The organism is Rossellomorea vietnamensis NBRC 101237, assembly GCF_001591825.1.
Taxonomy (GTDB): Bacteria; Bacillota; Bacilli; order Bacillales; family Bacillaceae_B; genus Rossellomorea; species Rossellomorea vietnamensis.
In genome coordinates this window covers 90,544-104,982 of record NZ_BCVQ01000003.1, presented here as the reverse complement: position 1 = coordinate 104,982, position 14,439 = coordinate 90,544, and the positions used below count along the sequence as shown (strand labels likewise).

Here is a 14,439-nt window from a genome sequence, read left to right as displayed (position 1 = left end):
TCCTAGTCGTGGCAGCAGCCCGTTCCTTGCATGTCATTTGAAATCGCTTTGATGGCTTGTGGAAGCGTGTAGATTTTACCTTTGAATCCAGTCTGGAATTGTTCCGCCTGCTTCCTCGATTCAAAGGAAATGACCTGTGGCTGACAGCAGTTCAGGTTCAGGTCCGCATCAATCAGGTAAGTGGCGGTTTTTCCGCTGATGGTCATATCCGTCAGGAAGTCACGGCAGAGGATCTGCATCACATCCTCCTTGATGTCTTCATAACGAAGTAATCCACAGTGCGGACAGCAGGTTTGTTCGATGGTGTGATCCTTCTTGATGAGTTGAACCGATCTTCTTGAGGTGGTCGGTTTCAGGCAATATACACAAGAATCGGATGGGATACCCTCAGATTTCATGGCAGAAATGCCATTTGAAGTCTTGCGGACTTTGTTCGCTTCCATCAGTGGCTTAAGGTCCCGGTAGACCGTCATTTCCGATACCTCTAGGCGGGAGCTGATGTCTGAGACACGCAGTGTTCCCTCTTCTTTTAGCCAGGTTAAAATCTGTTGTTGTCGATCGATTGGCAGCATAATACCCTTCCTTTCTTCTTTGTTTACTAGATTCATAATAGTTAAGCTTCAACCTTTGTTCAATAATATTTGTGTGAAAAAAAGTGAAGAAATGTGGATATGTAACATAACCGACAAAGAAACTTTTGACTTTCTTCACAAATGTTATATATGAAGAATACGTAATGATAGACGGGTTGGATCATAAAATATTTCTTGTTTGCCCGATTATATCTGTTTGTTTTTGTTAGTCTTTTGTGATTTCATCCTTGGGGTTGGTCAGGTATTGTGTCAGAAAGTAAGTCCACTAGAATGAACCGTATTTAATAAAAATAAAAGAAGGTTTTCTCCTCTTAATAACGAAATCATACTAATGAAAGACAGTATATGGGAGGTATGAACCATGGGGAGAATGGTACATTTCGAAGTACATGTGGATGATATGGAACGGGCCAAGACGTTTTACGGGGAAGTATTTGGCTGGAAGTTCGAGGACTGGAGCGAATACGCCGGAATGCCTTATGTGGGGGCTGTGACAGGGGACGAGAATGAGATGGGGATCAATGGTGCATTGATGCAGCGTCAAAGTCCTTCACCTCAGCCGAATCAGCCGATGAACGGGTATTCTTGTACGATGGGCGTTGGGAATTATGATGAAACCGAGAAACTGATTCTTGAGCACGGCGGCAAGGTCGCCATGCCGAAGTATGCTCTGCCGGGAATGGCATGGCAAGGATATTACATAGACACGGAAGGCAATGTGTTCGGGATTCATCAGCCCGATAAGGACGCGAAGTAGAGGATGGGGTGTCTGACCTGAATCGGGGGTCAGGCCCTTTTTTGTTACATAAGAAGAGATGAGGAATCTACCGTGCTGAAAAAAGTTAGAATTACGAGTGCCCTTATGGTTTTGGCACTATCACTATATGGATTAAGTTCAAATAATAATAGCATCCTTCCTTTTACAATGGCAGGTTTGGCAATCATGATGGTCGTGATGGGAGCGGAAGAACGACAGAAGAACCGGAAATCCTATCGAAGCTATCTGTTTTTTGCTGTGTCTCTTTTATTGATTCTGGTGTCCATTGAAGGTTTGATCTACTAATTTCAACTTCTATTTGTGGTATGGAATCAAGTGGAATGTAGGAGGGGGAGCGAAAGTGGAATACAAATTGGAGCGGGTGAATGATCGTATCTATGTGCTGGCGATTTGGGATGCTGAGTGGAATACCTATACGAATGCGTACATCATTGAGGAAGAAGCAGGATTGACTGTGGTCGACTCGTGTAAAGAAGGCCACTTGGTGTTTCTGCAGCACGCCTTAAATAAAATCGGGAAAACGGCAGACGATGTAAAGCTGATGCTCATCACCCATGGTCATGAGGATCATGTGGGAGGTGAGGTGTTATTTACGAAGGCTAGGAAGGTCATCCATGCTGAGGAGACGTTGCCTTCTGAGTCTTCCATAATGGGAGAGCTCCTTGACAGGGGAACGATAGGGGATTACGACTACAGGAGAGTCGGGTACCATTCTCCGGGTTCTGTGATTTTCTTTCATCGTCCGTCCAGAACATTGTTCACTGGCGACTTCCTCTGTTTCTTTGGAGATCCTCTATCAGATGGAGGGCTTGTTTCAAAAGGGGATGACCTGAGAGAAGCCTGGGTCGAGTATCTTCAAGGTGGCGGGGTTACGGACCTGCCTGTATTCCTGGACGGCCTGAGAATCATGAAGGAATATGATGCGGATGTACTGTGTACAGGCCATGGAGGCGTGCTGGTGGGGGAAATTGACGTGTTCCTCCAGGAGTTAATCGCGATTGGGGAAAAGAGTCAGTAGGATAAGAAGGGATTGGCTGAAGCAAATGGGCCAATCCCTTCTATTTTATTTCAACAAGTTATCTTTTTCTGGTCATGACCTCTATGAAATCGTTCACGAACATTTGGTAGTCAATCTCCAGATAGATGTTGATATTCTTTTCAGCCGGTTTGGAGCTGACCCTGAAATCAGCGATGGAGGTACCTTGGCCGAGCCCTGTAGTCAGTACTTCCACGTCCCTTCTGATCGTTTTCCCCATGTCGGGGTTTACCATGAGTGAGAGGGTGACGACATCGTGGAGCGGGGCGCCGTTTATGCCGGGGATCAGTTTCTTGTAGGCATTGATATAGTAAGTCATGACGTCATCGAGGATCTCGATGAGTGGATTCCCGTTCATCTCCTGGATGGTTTTGACCTGTTCAAGGGTGATGATTGCTTTGTTCGTAACGTTTAAAGGGGCGATGTACAGATTGTCGAGATTCTTGACCAACAGCTCTGAAGCAATGGGATCTCCGTAGAAGTTTGCTTCGGCTGACGGGGTGACGTTTCCCGGTACGAAAAAGGCACCTCCCATAATATAAAATTCTTTTACTTTTTCAGCTATGTCTTCGCCCAACAGGTAAAGGGAAGCGAGTGACGTATTCCTTCCGACATCGACGATCGTGACGTCCTGATTCTCTTCAATGATGGTGTAAAGTTTGGAGAAATTCGTGAGTTCACCCGCAAAGTTTTCCGGAGGACGAATCGGACCCAGTCCTTCCTGTCCGTGAATTTCGGGATAATAGGTAGGGATCTCACCAGAGGATGGGCTGTTGGAACCACCGATGATGGGAATATCCGTCCTTCCGGCAAGTTTGAGCAGATAGGCGATGTTATCGGTGGCCTGCTTCTTTTCGACATTTCCGTAACTGGATACGATGCCGAGTATGTTAATGTCCGGATTCAAGAGGGCGTACATGATGGCCACTGAATCGTCTATACCCGGATCGGCAAATAATAGAATATTTTTCATGGGAATTCTCCTCAGTTAGCGTTTTTTAAAAAACATATCGGAGAAAAGGAAAAATTATTCCATTTGTCGATAAAATGAAACCGTAGCCTCAGCCATCTCCAGGACCTTTTGCTTGAGGTCAGCCGGTTCAATGATGTTTACTTGATCGGCGAACCCGATCAGATAGCCTTTTGCCTCTTCTTCCGTATTGAAAGAAAGCGTCACAGGTATCCATTCCGCGCCTCTCCGTTCCCCGACTTCAAGGACCCGGGCAAACCGTCCCGTGAAGGTGAGCCTGGATAACACTTGTGGCGCCACCTCGACTTTCACTTCGAAAGAGGGAAGAGTCTTGATAAAGGATGTTGTGGAGGATGACCAATACTGTGCCAGGTCAAAGCCATCGGGTCTTCGGAATGTCCCGTCCATTTTTTCGGCATGATGAATCCGGGAAACCCGGTAGTTACGAATTTCCCCGTTTTCCTTGGCAGCGACGAGATACCAAAGATCCCCTTTCGCCACGAGCCCCAGTGGTTCCACCACGCGGTCATCGGTTTCTCCATCTGCACGTTCATAGGTGATGACTAGTTTAATTTCCTGGAAGATCGCCTCTTTGATCATTTCAAGGGAGGCTGTCTTGTCTTTCTGTTTTCGCCAGGAACTGGTGTCGATCTGGATCCGGTTCCACACGTCTTTCGCCTTTTCCTGGTAAATCGATGGGAGGGAGGCGATGAGCTTGTTCCGCGCTTCTTCGGTCGTTCGGGTCAGTCCGAGATCATCCAGGAGATGTAGGGAAGGAGACACGAATAGTGCACGGATTTCCGATTCCTTCAACCCGGTCAGATCCGTCCGGTAATCTTCGAGGAGCGACCAGCCCCCGTTTTGGCCCCGTTCCGCCACCACGGGAATTCCGGTGCCGCTCAGGGCATCCATGTCCCGGTGGATGGTCCGCTCCGATACCTCCAATTTCTCCGCTAATTCCTTCGCGGTCATTCGGCCGTGTGTTTGTAGAAGTAGCAGAATGGATACCAATCTATCTCCTCTCATATCGATCACCTTTTTCTTCGTTTTTCTATTATTTAATGAAATATGACAAAGGATGTCAAGAATGGAATCGTATAATGGGGTTATCTTAGATGTTGAAAGGAATGGTTGGATGAAAACACTCGAAGGAAAAGTAGCACTCGTAACAGGAGCAAGTCGGGGCGCAGGGCGTGCAATCGCCATTGAACTTGGAAAAGCAGGAGCCACGGTTTATGTCACCGGTCGCAGTACGAAGGGACATTCAACACAGAACTTTCCGGGCACGATTGATGACACGGCTGCCCGGATTGATGAAGCCGGTGGTACAGGGATTGCGGTACGCTGTGATCATACAGTCGATGCCGAAACGAAAGCAGTCATTGAGCAAATTCGGGAGGAACAGGGAAAGCTTGATATTCTCATCAATAACGTATGGGGCGCACATGATATCGGCGTGAACCCGGGAGCATTCTGGGAACAGTCCCTTGAAAACTGGGATACAATGTTCACGGCAGGCGTGAGGGCGCAGCTTGCGACCAATCACTTTGCTATCCCTCTGCTTCGGGAAAATAAAGAAGCCCTGATCGTTCATACGACGTTCTGGGATGAAGGGAAGTACACGGGACAGTTCTATTATGATCTGGCGAAAAATGCCCTCGTCCGCATGGCGTACGGACTTTCAGAAGAGCTGAAAGAAGACGGGATTGCCGTCATGGCCGTATCCCCGGGATTCATGAGGACAGAGCTCGTACTTGAACATATGGGAGTCAACAAGGAAAACTGGCAGGAATCCGAAGACTTGAAGGTATCTGAAACCCCTCATTATGTGGGTCGTGCCATCACGGCACTCGCGATGGACTCAAATGTGATGGAGAAGACGGGACGTGCGTTGAGGGCAGGTGACCTTGCGAAAGAATATGATTTTACGGATGTGGATGGTCGGTATATCCCGCCGTTTACGTTATAGAATGGATGTCCCCTCTCGAAGGGGGCTTTTTTATTGGAAGGCAGACTTAGTCAACCCCTATACCGAATACACTATCCATGATAACCACTTTTCAAACGGAATAGGGGTGGCATGATGTTTTCTGTGACAGAGATGCAGACGTTCGAGTTGTTTTCTGTTCCCCATATCTCGGTGCTGTTGATGTTTGTGGCATTATCGTTTTGGCTGGTGTATTTCAGACATTTCCTGAAGAGGTATCAAAATGTGCTAAAATGGACGCTTTTTTCGATGCTCGTGCTGAGTGAGGTGTCCTGGCACATCTGGCTCGTGTCAACGAGACAGTGGGAGTTGGGGGATCTGCCTCTGCAGCTCTGTTCCGTCAGTACGTTCATCGCCATTTATTTATTCTTGAAACAGAATCAGAAGGCCTTTTATCTCCTGTTCTTTATCGGATTTCTCCCCCCAATCTTAAGCATGGTGACACCAGAAATGGCTTATCAATTTCCTCATTACCGCTTTTTAAAATACTTCCTCCATCATGCAGCCATTGCGTGGTCTGTCCTTTATTTCATCGTGTATGAGGGCTACCGGGTCCCAAGGAAAGCCATTTGGACCGGGTTCCTTATGGTCAATCTTCTCGCCGTGCCGATCTTCTTCCTGAACATCCTTCTTGATACGAACTTCTTCTACCTGGCCAATCCCACAGAATCGAAAACGATCTTGTCCTTTTTCGGAACGGGGATCATATATTATATTAATCTCGAAATTGCGGCACTTGTCGTGTTTTATGTGACGTATGTTCCCATGGGGATGCTTGTAAGGAGGGAAAGGGTGGAAGGGTAACCCTTTTCCTATGGGATACGTCTAACGTTTAAAAGGGGAGATGGAAATGAAAAAGGCATTGGCAATGAGTAATATCATTGCAGTGATCGCGATTATTCTATTTATTATTCAACCTTTCCGTACAGCGCCACCGACACCAAATGTAACAGCAGGAGAAGTCAGTATCCCCACAACAGAAGGTTCCTATTGCTGGGACGGACTCCTTTCAGGGGGATGTGTGGATAAAGCATATTCAAGTGTAGTGGCGATGGCAGGGGAAGATCAACCAACCCCCGTGTCACCAGGTGAGGAAATCACAGTGACATTTAAAAAGAAACCTCAAAAGATCGGGGCAGAGCAGTGGATCGGGAAAGAGCAGGTGGAAAGCGTGAACATGAAGAATCATACGATCGTGGTTCCTAGCGAGAAAGGGGTCTATGTCTATCATCTAGTGGCCCATTGGAAGCAGGGGGACGGGAGTTATGTGTTTTCAGTGGAAGTGAAGTGAACCACAAAACGCTTGGATCTCCAAGCGTTTTGTCATATCTCACTGCTTAAGCTTCAGCCCTTCATGGGTGGCTTTAAAGCCCAACCTCTCATAAAACCTCAATGCATCCGGTCTTTGCTTATCCGTCGTCAATTGAATGAGGTGGCATCCGCGTTCTTCAGCACGGGCGATGGCCCACTGGATCATCTTCGTCCCCACGCCTTCCCCTCTTACAGAAGCAGATGTCCTGACACCCTCAATCGTCGCTCTCCATCCGCCTTGATGGGTGAGGTAAGGAGTGAACGTGATTTGCTGGACGCCGACAACTTCCTCCCCTTGACAAGCGACGACCAATTCATTGTTGGGGTCAGTATCGATGGCGTTAAATGCTTGGATGTAGCTTTCAGGTAGGGGATGCTCATAACGTTCCCTTTTACTTCCGAGTACGTCATCAGCAAGCATTTCCACGATACGATCAACGTCTTTTTCAGTAGCTTCTCTAAACTGCAATTCTCTCTCCAAGTGAATCCTCCTAATCGAAAAAGCCTTTTGATAAGTTCTATGCTAACTGAATTCATCTAATAAGGTAATGATTATTATTTTATGAAAATCAATAAGTGTATCTTATGGAAATTCAAAAGGCTCTCACACCCAAACGGTATGAGAGCCTTCTCCTTTATACCTGAACCTCAAACTGCTTCGAATACAGTCTGGAATAATGACCATTCTGTTCGAGCAGCGCTTCATGTGTCCCTTCCTCGACAATCCTTCCATCTGACAGCACCACGATTCTTCCAGCGTTCCTGATCGTCGATAACCGATGGGCGATGACGAGTGTCGTCCTGCCCTTTGCCAGTAGCTCCAGGGATTCCTTGACGACACTTTCGCTTTCATTATCAAGGGGGCTCGTCGCCTCATCAAGAATGAGGATGGGCGGATTCTTTAAAAATACACGGGCGATACTGAGCCTCTGCTTCTGACCGCCTGATAATCGGACGCCGCGCTGACCTATCTCGGAGTGATATCCTTGTGGCAAACGGGTAATGAATTCATCGGCGTTCGCTTGCTTTGCCGCCTTCATCACCTCTTCGTCGGTCGCTTCAGGTTGACCATAGCGGATATTCTCCATCACGGTGCCGGAAAAAAGGTACACATCCTGCTGTACGATACCGATGTTGCTTCGGAGAGAATTCAAGTCCAGGTTTTTTACATTTTCCCCATCTACAAAAATCCCACCTTCAGAAACGTCATAAAAACGGGAAATCAGGGAGCTGAGCGTCGTTTTTCTCACTCCCGATGGTCCGACGATCGCGACGTATTCCCCTGGGAGGACTTCAAGAGTTAAATTCTTGAATACAGACCCTAAGGCAGAATCATAATGAAATGATAGGTTCTTCAATAAAATATGTCCCTCTACGCTTGAAAGAATCTTTGCATCAGGGGCATTCTCGATGTCAGGCTTGATATTCATGATCTCCATGAATCGCTGAAACCCTGTCACACCTTCTTGAAATTGAGTACTCATATGAGTGAGCCGCTGAATGGGCTCGATCATAAAGCCGATATATAGCAGAAACGTAATCAAGTCGGCCAGGTCAAGGGACGCATTCATAATCTGAAGGGACCCGAAGACGACAATGGTGACCGTAATCAGTTGAATGAATGCTTCCGTCCCGTTATAGAAGTACGCCTCAGCACGATAGGTTCCTTTTCGGCTTTCCAAAAAACGTTCATTCTCCACATTGAATTTCCTGATTTCAAGAGATTCATTGGCAAACGACTGAACGACCCGAATGCCTGATAAGGAATCCTCCACCTGGGCATTGATGTCTCCGATCCGCTCTTTATTATCCGTCAGCGCCCTGTTCAACTTTTTATTGAAATAAAGAGAGAAGAACCCGAGGACCGGAAAGAAACAAAAAACAGTCAGGGTAAGAGGAGCGTTGATCCAAAACAAAATCACAAACGCCCCAAGGAAACGAACCAGGTATTTCACATAATCTTCAGGTCCGTGATGATAAAGCTCCGATACCATCAACAGATCATTCGTCACCCGGCTCATTAACCGGCCCGTCTTCTCTTTATCATAAAAACGGAAAGACAGCTTCTGCAGATGAGCGAATAATTCACCTCTCATATCGGTTTCCATTCGTGCCCCGATCTCATGCCCCTTGTAATCCACAATGTAATTCCCAACGTTTTGAGCAACGACAAGAGCCACCATCACAACACCGACCCATAGGACATCCTCAAAAGCCGTAGAAAGACTCCCGGCCAGAACATCCTTCGTCACATAGCGGACAAGCAGCGGGAAAAAGAGAGACAGGGAAGACGTGACCAATGCACTGAACAGCACAATCAAAAAAATGGAACGATACGGTTTGTAATACGAAAGAAATTTTTTCACAGGAAAAGTCATAACATACCCCTTTACGCGTTAGTTCACAAAACACATATAAGGGGGAAGACCGTCACGTTAAAAAGGCGTTCCATCCTTATATGTTCGTACGGTTATCATCGCAATGTTTCTCATGAAAACAGCCTCCTTTAATTTCGATACCTTTATTGTATGATGGGGTTGGTGAAAAATAAAGTTAATTTTCTGATAATTAATTGAATCGGAAAACTTGTATCACACGGTATCCAGTTTTAAATCAAGTCAGTATATTAAGGTCGAGGGTGAGTGGGGGGCCAATACATATGTAAGATAGAACAATAACATCATTTAAGGATCTTGACGAACATGGTGCCTCCCTATTTTCCTTTGCCCAAAACGATGTGAATCACCCATGGAACCCAAGCGAAAACAGACTGTAGATCTTTAGAGAAAGAAGAGAGAAAACAACACCAACAACGTGCGTGTAGCGGGCGCGCGTAGAGATGGTGTCAGTATCCTGAAAGGAGGGACAGAAGGAAACCTATTCAACCTTTTCAGTCAAAAAAACTATGATTCTATCCCTCGCTTTTTGTGCGGATTCATTATGAAAGTTTGTCGAATAGGGGTCACTGAATCCATGTGTACCGCTATATTTTTGAATGTCGATATTCTTTCGTCTTAATCTTGCAATCACTTCATCCACTTGGAAAGAGGGTTCTTCTTCTGGGAAAAACAACATAGTTGGACACAGTGGTTTGACCTCTAAATAGTTTCGTATTCGTGAACCGTAGTAGCCGATGACACCATCCACCCTTTCATCATCGCTGCATAACCAGGCCACCGTCGCCCCTGCACTGAACCCTATGATCACAATTTTCTTGTATTTTTGTCGGTAGATTGAGAGAATGATCTTTATTTTGACAACCGCCTCTTCAAAGCCTATGTCCTTGATGAAAGAACGGTAAGCCATCTCTTCCTGAGAATAATCAAAAGCCGATCCTTTTTTTAGAAAATCTGGACAGATGACGTCCGTTCCTTGGGATGAGATGAATGCACAGAAGTCTTGTATGTGTTGATTGATTCCATAGATTTCGTGAATCACTATCACTAGCGTACTAGAATTTTGGTGAAGTCGAATCATGTTATTCCTCCTTTCATGCTCCTTTTATTTTACTCGTATTTAAGGTTGGACTGAATAAAAAGTAATGGATATGTTTTCCTGTTGAACCACATGGGTACTTTGGAAAATAATGATAGATGGGTCATTTTATGAACATACATAAACCATCTAATAATGGAAAGGAGAACTTCATGAAAAAAGTAGTGTACACGTTGATTGTGATGGTGTTGATTGTGGCATTAGCTGCCTGCAATTCCAATGAATCTGCCACATCTCAATCTGAAGAGAAAGAACCGAAAAAAGAAGAAAAGGTAAAAAAGGATAAAGAGGCGAATAAGAAAACGGAAGAAATAGACAAAGACTATCCACCGGTGCCGACAACATTCTCGGAATCAGCCGAGTATCCAACGATTGGGGAGTTTTCGGGTAATGAGTATGAAAAAGGGTTTACGGGTGAGGAAGACATAAAAAAGAAGCTTGATAGCCTGCCAACGCTAACGGAGGAGTCTTCTAAAGAGGATATCGAAAAGATGCAGGGGTATGTGTATTCCCTTTTTAAAGAGGATTTGACGAAGGTGGATGTACCAATCGATCAGTGGAAGTCCATGCAGTTTGAAGATCCGAACGGCAAAGAGGGTGAGCTTCAATTAAAAGAGAACTACAATGTTGCCATTCTGTTGGATTCAAGCGGCAGTATGGGGAAGGTGGAAAATGGAAAGACGCGGATGGAACTTGCGAAGGATGCCATCCAGCAGTTTGTGAAGGACCTGCCTGAGAATGCCAATGTTTCACTCAGGGTTTACGGACATGTCGGTACAGGAAGTGATAAGGACAAAAAGTCTTCCTGTTCTAAAATTGAAGAGGTCTACCCATTTGGGAATTATGATGAAGGAAAATTCTCGGAAGCGCTGAATCAGTTTGAGCCCGCTGGATGGACGCCCATGGCTAAAGCCATCGATGAGGTAAATGCGGATTTCCAACAATATGACGGAAAGCAAAATACTAATATTATTTACGTAGTCAGTGATGGAGTGGAGACCTGTAACGGTGACCCTGTGAAAGCAGCCAAATCCCTGGCAGATTCCAATATCAGCCCGGTCCTGAATATTATCGGGTATCAGGTAGACAATGAGGGATTAGCACAGTTGAAAGAAATGGCCGATGCTTCAGGGGGAAATTACATCAATGCGAGAAGTCATGATGATCTGGTGACGGAATTCAAACAGACAGCAGATATGGCGAAGGTTTGGTCACAGTGGCATGAGGATTCGGTGAAGGCGTTGAATGAACTGTTCGATACTGTCAAAACTCAATTGGATAACTGGTATGACGAGCAACAAATGAATAGTAATCGAGAAATCAATAACCTTGAACATGCAACGAACTACCTCAATAATCAGGGAATCATTGATGATTCTGTATTCCTTGACATGATGGATCTTTACAGAGATTATTTTCTTACAATATCGGATGAGGCAAGAGATCAATTTCTTGAGTTGTATGATACAAACAGAGACAACTTCTTAAATAAACATGATGAAGTCACAGACCGGTTCCTGGAATCGGATGAATGAGTAAGGAAGAAGGTCCGTCCCTCAAGAGTGAGGGACGGACCTTCTCGTATATAGCCAATCAATCTAGTGCCCCCAGGTCTTTTTTTCTGACAACCCCAATATCCTTATATTGTAGGGTTATCCACACCACAAACCTATAAGAACGAGCTACAGGGGGTTTAGAGATGAGCAAAAGGAAGTCGTTCCGTTGGGTTGTCATTGCTTTGGTCTTGTGTTTAATCAGTGCGATAGGTGCCTCGTTTGTACAAACGTCAGGTGGGAAGGTGACCGTAAAAGATCTGCGGTGGGAAACTCCCTCAGGTCATATGATGAGTGCGCTCTTGTATGTTCCGGATGATGTGTCGAAGGACAATCCGGCACCGGGGATTGTGACAAGTCACGGCTGGTACAATACGAGGGAGATGCAGGATCTGAATTATGTGGAGCTTGCAAGACGCGGGTACGTCGTCATTTCAATTGATATGTACGGACATGGAAATTCGGATGCCGTGAAACCGGAGGAATGGATGAACCGGGGGACGGGCATGTATGATGCCGTGGAGCTAATGGCGGATCTTCCTTATGTAGATAAAGAGAAGATTGGAGTGACGGGTCATTCCAATGGAGCACGTGCTGCCAACTGGTCCATCAATGAAGATAATAAGAAGGATGAACCTTTAATTTCGTCTGTGCTGTTAATTGCCAATGATGCCATGTATACGAGTGATCCGGCAGAGCCATTGTATTGGTCGATGCAGCCGAAGGATCGTGAGTATGTGAATGTATATGGATCAAGGGATGTTGGAATCGTGGCCGCACAGTATGATGAATTTTTCTTCAGAAGTTTGAAAGAAGACGGTACTGCCACTGTTCCGAGGGATTTTATTGATACGGAACCTGCACAATCATTCCTGAATTTCGGAATCGATCCAACCGGAGGGGAGAAGCGGAAGAGCTACGAGATCTATAAGCAGGAGGTAGACGGTCAAGAAGCAGCAAGGGTCATTTATAATCCTGCGCAGATCCATCCGTGGAACCATATTTCTAAGGATGTCGTGACGAGTACTCTCGAGTTTTTTGAAGATTCTCTTGGGGCACCTCATCCGATCGCAGCTAATAACCAGGTTTGGCAGTACAAAGTGTTCTTTAATGCCGTAGGCTTGGTCGGGTTTGTGATTTTCATCGTGAGCATCACCAAGTGGCTTCTTTTCACTGAAACATTTGCTTCACTACGAGCTGTAAAGGAAGCGGAGCCTATGACGTTCCGTGATGGAAGAGGAAAGCTTTGGTTCTGGGGTGGCCTCATTGCGGGTGCGCTCGTATCTTATTTCAGTTATTTGAAGTTATCCACCTGGACCGTGGAACACATTACACCGTTCTTTCCGCAGTACCCTCCTTTTTATATCGGGATGTGGTGTTTGGTCACTGGGCTCTTTACGTTAATGGTTGTGGGGGCATGCTATTTCTTCTATTCCAAGAAGAACGGAATGGACCTGAGGGTGTCTGGGGTGGTCATCAGCTTCCGGACCCTGGTAAAAACGATCGGGCTTGCCCTTTGTGTCACGGTATTGTCCTACAGCCTTGTGTTCATAGCGGATTATTTCTTCAAAACAGATTTTCGTTTATGGGTGCTGACAGTAAAAGCATTCACCCCTGATAAACTGTTGATCGCATTGAAATATCTACCTTTCTTCCTTGTATTCTATGTAGCGAACTCCATTGCCATCAATAGCTTTAACTTTATCAAACTCGGGCAGAAGGAATGGATGAACACGGCCGTATTGACCCTGTTCAATTCACTTGCCATCATCATTCTGGTAGCCATCCAGTATATTTCCTTCTTTGTGAAAGGGGAAGTATATTACAATGATCTGTCCCACATCATCGGAATCTGGCTGTTCCCGATCATCGTGATCCTGATGGTGGCAGCCGTTGTTTCCCGTAAGATTTACAAGGTGACGGGAAATCCTTATCTTGCAGGGTTCATAAATGCGTTCATCATTACGATTATGACGGTGACAAATACGTTGACGCAGCTTTAAAATAGCAAAGCCTCCGGAGTTCTCTGTAAGAAGGTCCGGGGGCATTTTTTATCTGTGGGATAAAACATTAGGGACGGACCTTCTTTGCATCAGGAACCACCAACGTATTTATTACTCCCCGGAAGCTTCTTGATTTCATTCCAGGCTTCAATGGCATCTGCCCTCTTTTTTCCTTTATTGGCCGGATCGGCAAAGAAGTCTCGTGTGAATTGATTGTATTCGAATTGAGGTGCGATTTCCTTCTCGTATGACGGGTCTTTCTTCCGTTTGTCTTCTTCATGCCAAGCTTCGATTGCATCACGATACGTCTTTCCTGCGTTATTTTTAAAATAGTTTTGGATATAAGTAGAGAAATGAAAACCGGGTATGACAGACTTAAAGAAGGTTCTGACGTTTTGACTGCAACGGTGATGGTCCGTGATGACGGTATCTAGACTTAACACTTCATTATGGTTTGTGTTTCGAATCCCTTTTGATTTTCTGACGGGCTTTTTGATTTCGCCTGTTTCCAGGAAAGTGCAAATTCGATCTGATAGCTCCATCTTTGAACCGGAAGTGCTGATTCCGTTAGCGCGACAGAATGATTGCAGTTCTTCCTTTAACCAATAGTACTCTCTAAACACTTCAATTGGTGTGCTCCTGTTTAAGGTGGGTCTCAATGCTACCAGCTCCTGAAATTCCATTTACATCCATTTTAGAACAAGTGTTCCTAT

The 14,439-nt window shown here is 45.5% G+C and carries 15 protein-coding genes; 8 read left to right on the top strand and 7 right to left on the bottom strand.

Going from position 1 to position 14,439, the window contains the following annotated elements; genetic code table 11:
- Positions 1 to 2: 2 nt before the first annotated feature.
- A complete protein-coding gene (locus tag BVI01S_RS02690) occupies positions 3 to 572 on the bottom strand; it encodes a DeoR family transcriptional regulator (protein ID WP_061809140.1) in 570 nt (189 codons plus the stop codon).
- A 382-nt stretch (positions 573 to 954) separates the two neighbouring features.
- On the opposite strand from BVI01S_RS02690, the gene BVI01S_RS02685 reads away from it, so the two are divergent.
- The 3 genes from BVI01S_RS02685 to BVI01S_RS02675 all read left to right on the top strand — a co-directional run bounded on the left by BVI01S_RS02685 (position 955) and on the right by BVI01S_RS02675 (position 2,389).
- Entirely contained in the window at positions 955 to 1,350 is a 396-nt protein-coding gene (locus BVI01S_RS02685) for a VOC family protein (RefSeq protein WP_034761399.1), read from the top strand.
- A gap of 72 nt (positions 1,351 to 1,422) precedes the next feature.
- Positions 1,423 to 1,656 (top strand): DUF3953 domain-containing protein, encoded by a 234-nt coding sequence (locus BVI01S_RS02680; RefSeq protein WP_061809139.1) that lies wholly within the window; start codon positions 1,423 to 1,425, stop codon positions 1,654 to 1,656.
- A 55-nt stretch (positions 1,657 to 1,711) separates the two neighbouring features.
- Positions 1,712 to 2,389 (top strand): MBL fold metallo-hydrolase, encoded by a 678-nt coding sequence (locus BVI01S_RS02675; RefSeq protein ID WP_061809138.1) that lies wholly within the window; start codon positions 1,712 to 1,714, stop codon positions 2,387 to 2,389.
- Between the two features lie 58 nt (positions 2,390 to 2,447).
- Here the strand turns inward: BVI01S_RS02675 and BVI01S_RS02670 are convergent, their stop codons facing one another.
- Together BVI01S_RS02670 and BVI01S_RS02665 are read right to left on the bottom strand one after the other, a co-directional pair.
- A complete protein-coding gene (locus BVI01S_RS02670) occupies positions 2,448 to 3,380 on the bottom strand; it encodes a nucleoside hydrolase (RefSeq protein WP_034761403.1) in 933 nt (310 codons plus the stop codon).
- Between the two features lie 54 nt (positions 3,381 to 3,434).
- On the bottom strand, positions 3,435 to 4,403 hold the full coding sequence (locus BVI01S_RS02665) for a helix-turn-helix transcriptional regulator (protein WP_061809137.1): 969 nt from the start codon (positions 4,401 to 4,403) through the stop codon (positions 3,435 to 3,437).
- Positions 4,404 to 4,512: 109 nt separating this feature from the next.
- Between BVI01S_RS02665 and BVI01S_RS02660 the strand changes: the two genes are divergently transcribed.
- The 3 genes from BVI01S_RS02660 to BVI01S_RS02650 all read left to right on the top strand — a co-directional run bounded on the left by BVI01S_RS02660 (position 4,513) and on the right by BVI01S_RS02650 (position 6,655).
- Positions 4,513 to 5,346: an SDR family NAD(P)-dependent oxidoreductase gene (locus BVI01S_RS02660; protein WP_061809198.1), complete on the top strand. Its 834-nt coding sequence runs from the start codon at positions 4,513 to 4,515 to the stop codon at positions 5,344 to 5,346.
- A gap of 111 nt (positions 5,347 to 5,457) precedes the next feature.
- Positions 5,458 to 6,168, top strand: a complete 711-nt coding sequence (locus BVI01S_RS02655; RefSeq protein ID WP_244886843.1) for a YwaF family protein — start codon at positions 5,458 to 5,460, stop codon at positions 6,166 to 6,168.
- A 46-nt stretch (positions 6,169 to 6,214) separates the two neighbouring features.
- Complete coding sequence (locus BVI01S_RS02650; RefSeq protein WP_061809135.1) at positions 6,215 to 6,655, top strand: hypothetical protein; 441 nt, start codon at positions 6,215 to 6,217, stop codon at positions 6,653 to 6,655.
- 39 nt (positions 6,656 to 6,694) lie between these two features.
- On the opposite strand, the gene BVI01S_RS02645 is transcribed toward BVI01S_RS02650, so the two are convergent.
- The 3 genes from BVI01S_RS02645 to BVI01S_RS02635 all read right to left on the bottom strand — a co-directional run bounded on the left by BVI01S_RS02645 (position 6,695) and on the right by BVI01S_RS02635 (position 10,152).
- Positions 6,695 to 7,156, bottom strand: a complete 462-nt coding sequence (locus tag BVI01S_RS02645) for a GNAT family N-acetyltransferase (protein ID WP_034761410.1) — start codon at positions 7,154 to 7,156, stop codon at positions 6,695 to 6,697.
- Positions 7,157 to 7,310: 154 nt separating this feature from the next.
- The gene (locus BVI01S_RS02640; protein ID WP_061809134.1) at positions 7,311 to 9,053 is read right to left on the bottom strand and encodes an ABC transporter ATP-binding protein; all 1,743 of its coding nucleotides are present in this window, start codon (positions 9,051 to 9,053) and stop codon (positions 7,311 to 7,313) included.
- A 499-nt stretch (positions 9,054 to 9,552) separates the two neighbouring features.
- Positions 9,553 to 10,152 carry a dienelactone hydrolase family protein gene (locus BVI01S_RS02635; RefSeq protein ID WP_061809133.1) on the bottom strand — a complete coding sequence of 200 codons (600 nt, stop codon included), beginning with the start codon at positions 10,150 to 10,152 and terminating at the stop codon, positions 9,553 to 9,555.
- A 170-nt stretch (positions 10,153 to 10,322) separates the two neighbouring features.
- Between BVI01S_RS02635 and BVI01S_RS02630 the strand changes: the two genes are divergently transcribed.
- Positions 10,323 to 11,705 carry a vWA domain-containing protein gene (locus BVI01S_RS02630; protein ID WP_061809132.1) on the top strand — a complete coding sequence of 461 codons (1,383 nt, stop codon included), beginning with the start codon at positions 10,323 to 10,325 and terminating at the stop codon, positions 11,703 to 11,705.
- Between the two features lie 164 nt (positions 11,706 to 11,869).
- Positions 11,870 to 13,726 carry a dienelactone hydrolase family protein gene (locus BVI01S_RS02625; RefSeq protein ID WP_061809131.1) on the top strand — a complete coding sequence of 619 codons (1,857 nt, stop codon included), beginning with the start codon at positions 11,870 to 11,872 and terminating at the stop codon, positions 13,724 to 13,726.
- An 89-nt stretch (positions 13,727 to 13,815) separates the two neighbouring features.
- Here BVI01S_RS02625 and BVI01S_RS02620 read toward each other — a convergent pair whose 3' ends face one another.
- The gene (locus BVI01S_RS02620; protein WP_061809197.1) at positions 13,816 to 14,385 is read right to left on the bottom strand and encodes a DUF6434 domain-containing protein; all 570 of its coding nucleotides are present in this window, start codon (positions 14,383 to 14,385) and stop codon (positions 13,816 to 13,818) included.
- Positions 14,386 to 14,439 lie beyond the last annotated feature (54 nt).

Coding starts and splice junctions, on each gene's coding strand:
- BVI01S_RS02690 (WP_061809140.1), bottom strand. CDS start 572: ATGCTGCCAATCGATCGACAACAACAGATTTTAACCTGGCTAAAAGAA.
- BVI01S_RS02685 (WP_034761399.1), top strand. CDS start 955: ATGGGGAGAATGGTACATTTCGAAGTACATGTGGATGATATGGAACGG.
- BVI01S_RS02670 (WP_034761403.1), bottom strand. CDS start 3,380: ATGAAAAATATTCTATTATTTGCCGATCCGGGTATAGACGATTCAGTG.
- BVI01S_RS02665 (WP_061809137.1), bottom strand. CDS start 4,403: ATGAGAGGAGATAGATTGGTATCCATTCTGCTACTTCTACAAACACAC.
- BVI01S_RS02660 (WP_061809198.1), top strand. CDS start 4,513: ATGAAAACACTCGAAGGAAAAGTAGCACTCGTAACAGGAGCAAGTCGG.
- BVI01S_RS02655 (WP_244886843.1), top strand. CDS start 5,458: ATGATGTTTTCTGTGACAGAGATGCAGACGTTCGAGTTGTTTTCTGTT.
- BVI01S_RS02650 (WP_061809135.1), top strand. CDS start 6,215: ATGAAAAAGGCATTGGCAATGAGTAATATCATTGCAGTGATCGCGATT.
- BVI01S_RS02640 (WP_061809134.1), bottom strand. CDS start 9,053: ATGACTTTTCCTGTGAAAAAATTTCTTTCGTATTACAAACCGTATCGT.
- BVI01S_RS02635 (WP_061809133.1), bottom strand. CDS start 10,152: ATGATTCGACTTCACCAAAATTCTAGTACGCTAGTGATAGTGATTCAC.
- BVI01S_RS02630 (WP_061809132.1), top strand. CDS start 10,323: ATGAAAAAAGTAGTGTACACGTTGATTGTGATGGTGTTGATTGTGGCA.
- BVI01S_RS02625 (WP_061809131.1), top strand. CDS start 11,870: ATGAGCAAAAGGAAGTCGTTCCGTTGGGTTGTCATTGCTTTGGTCTTG.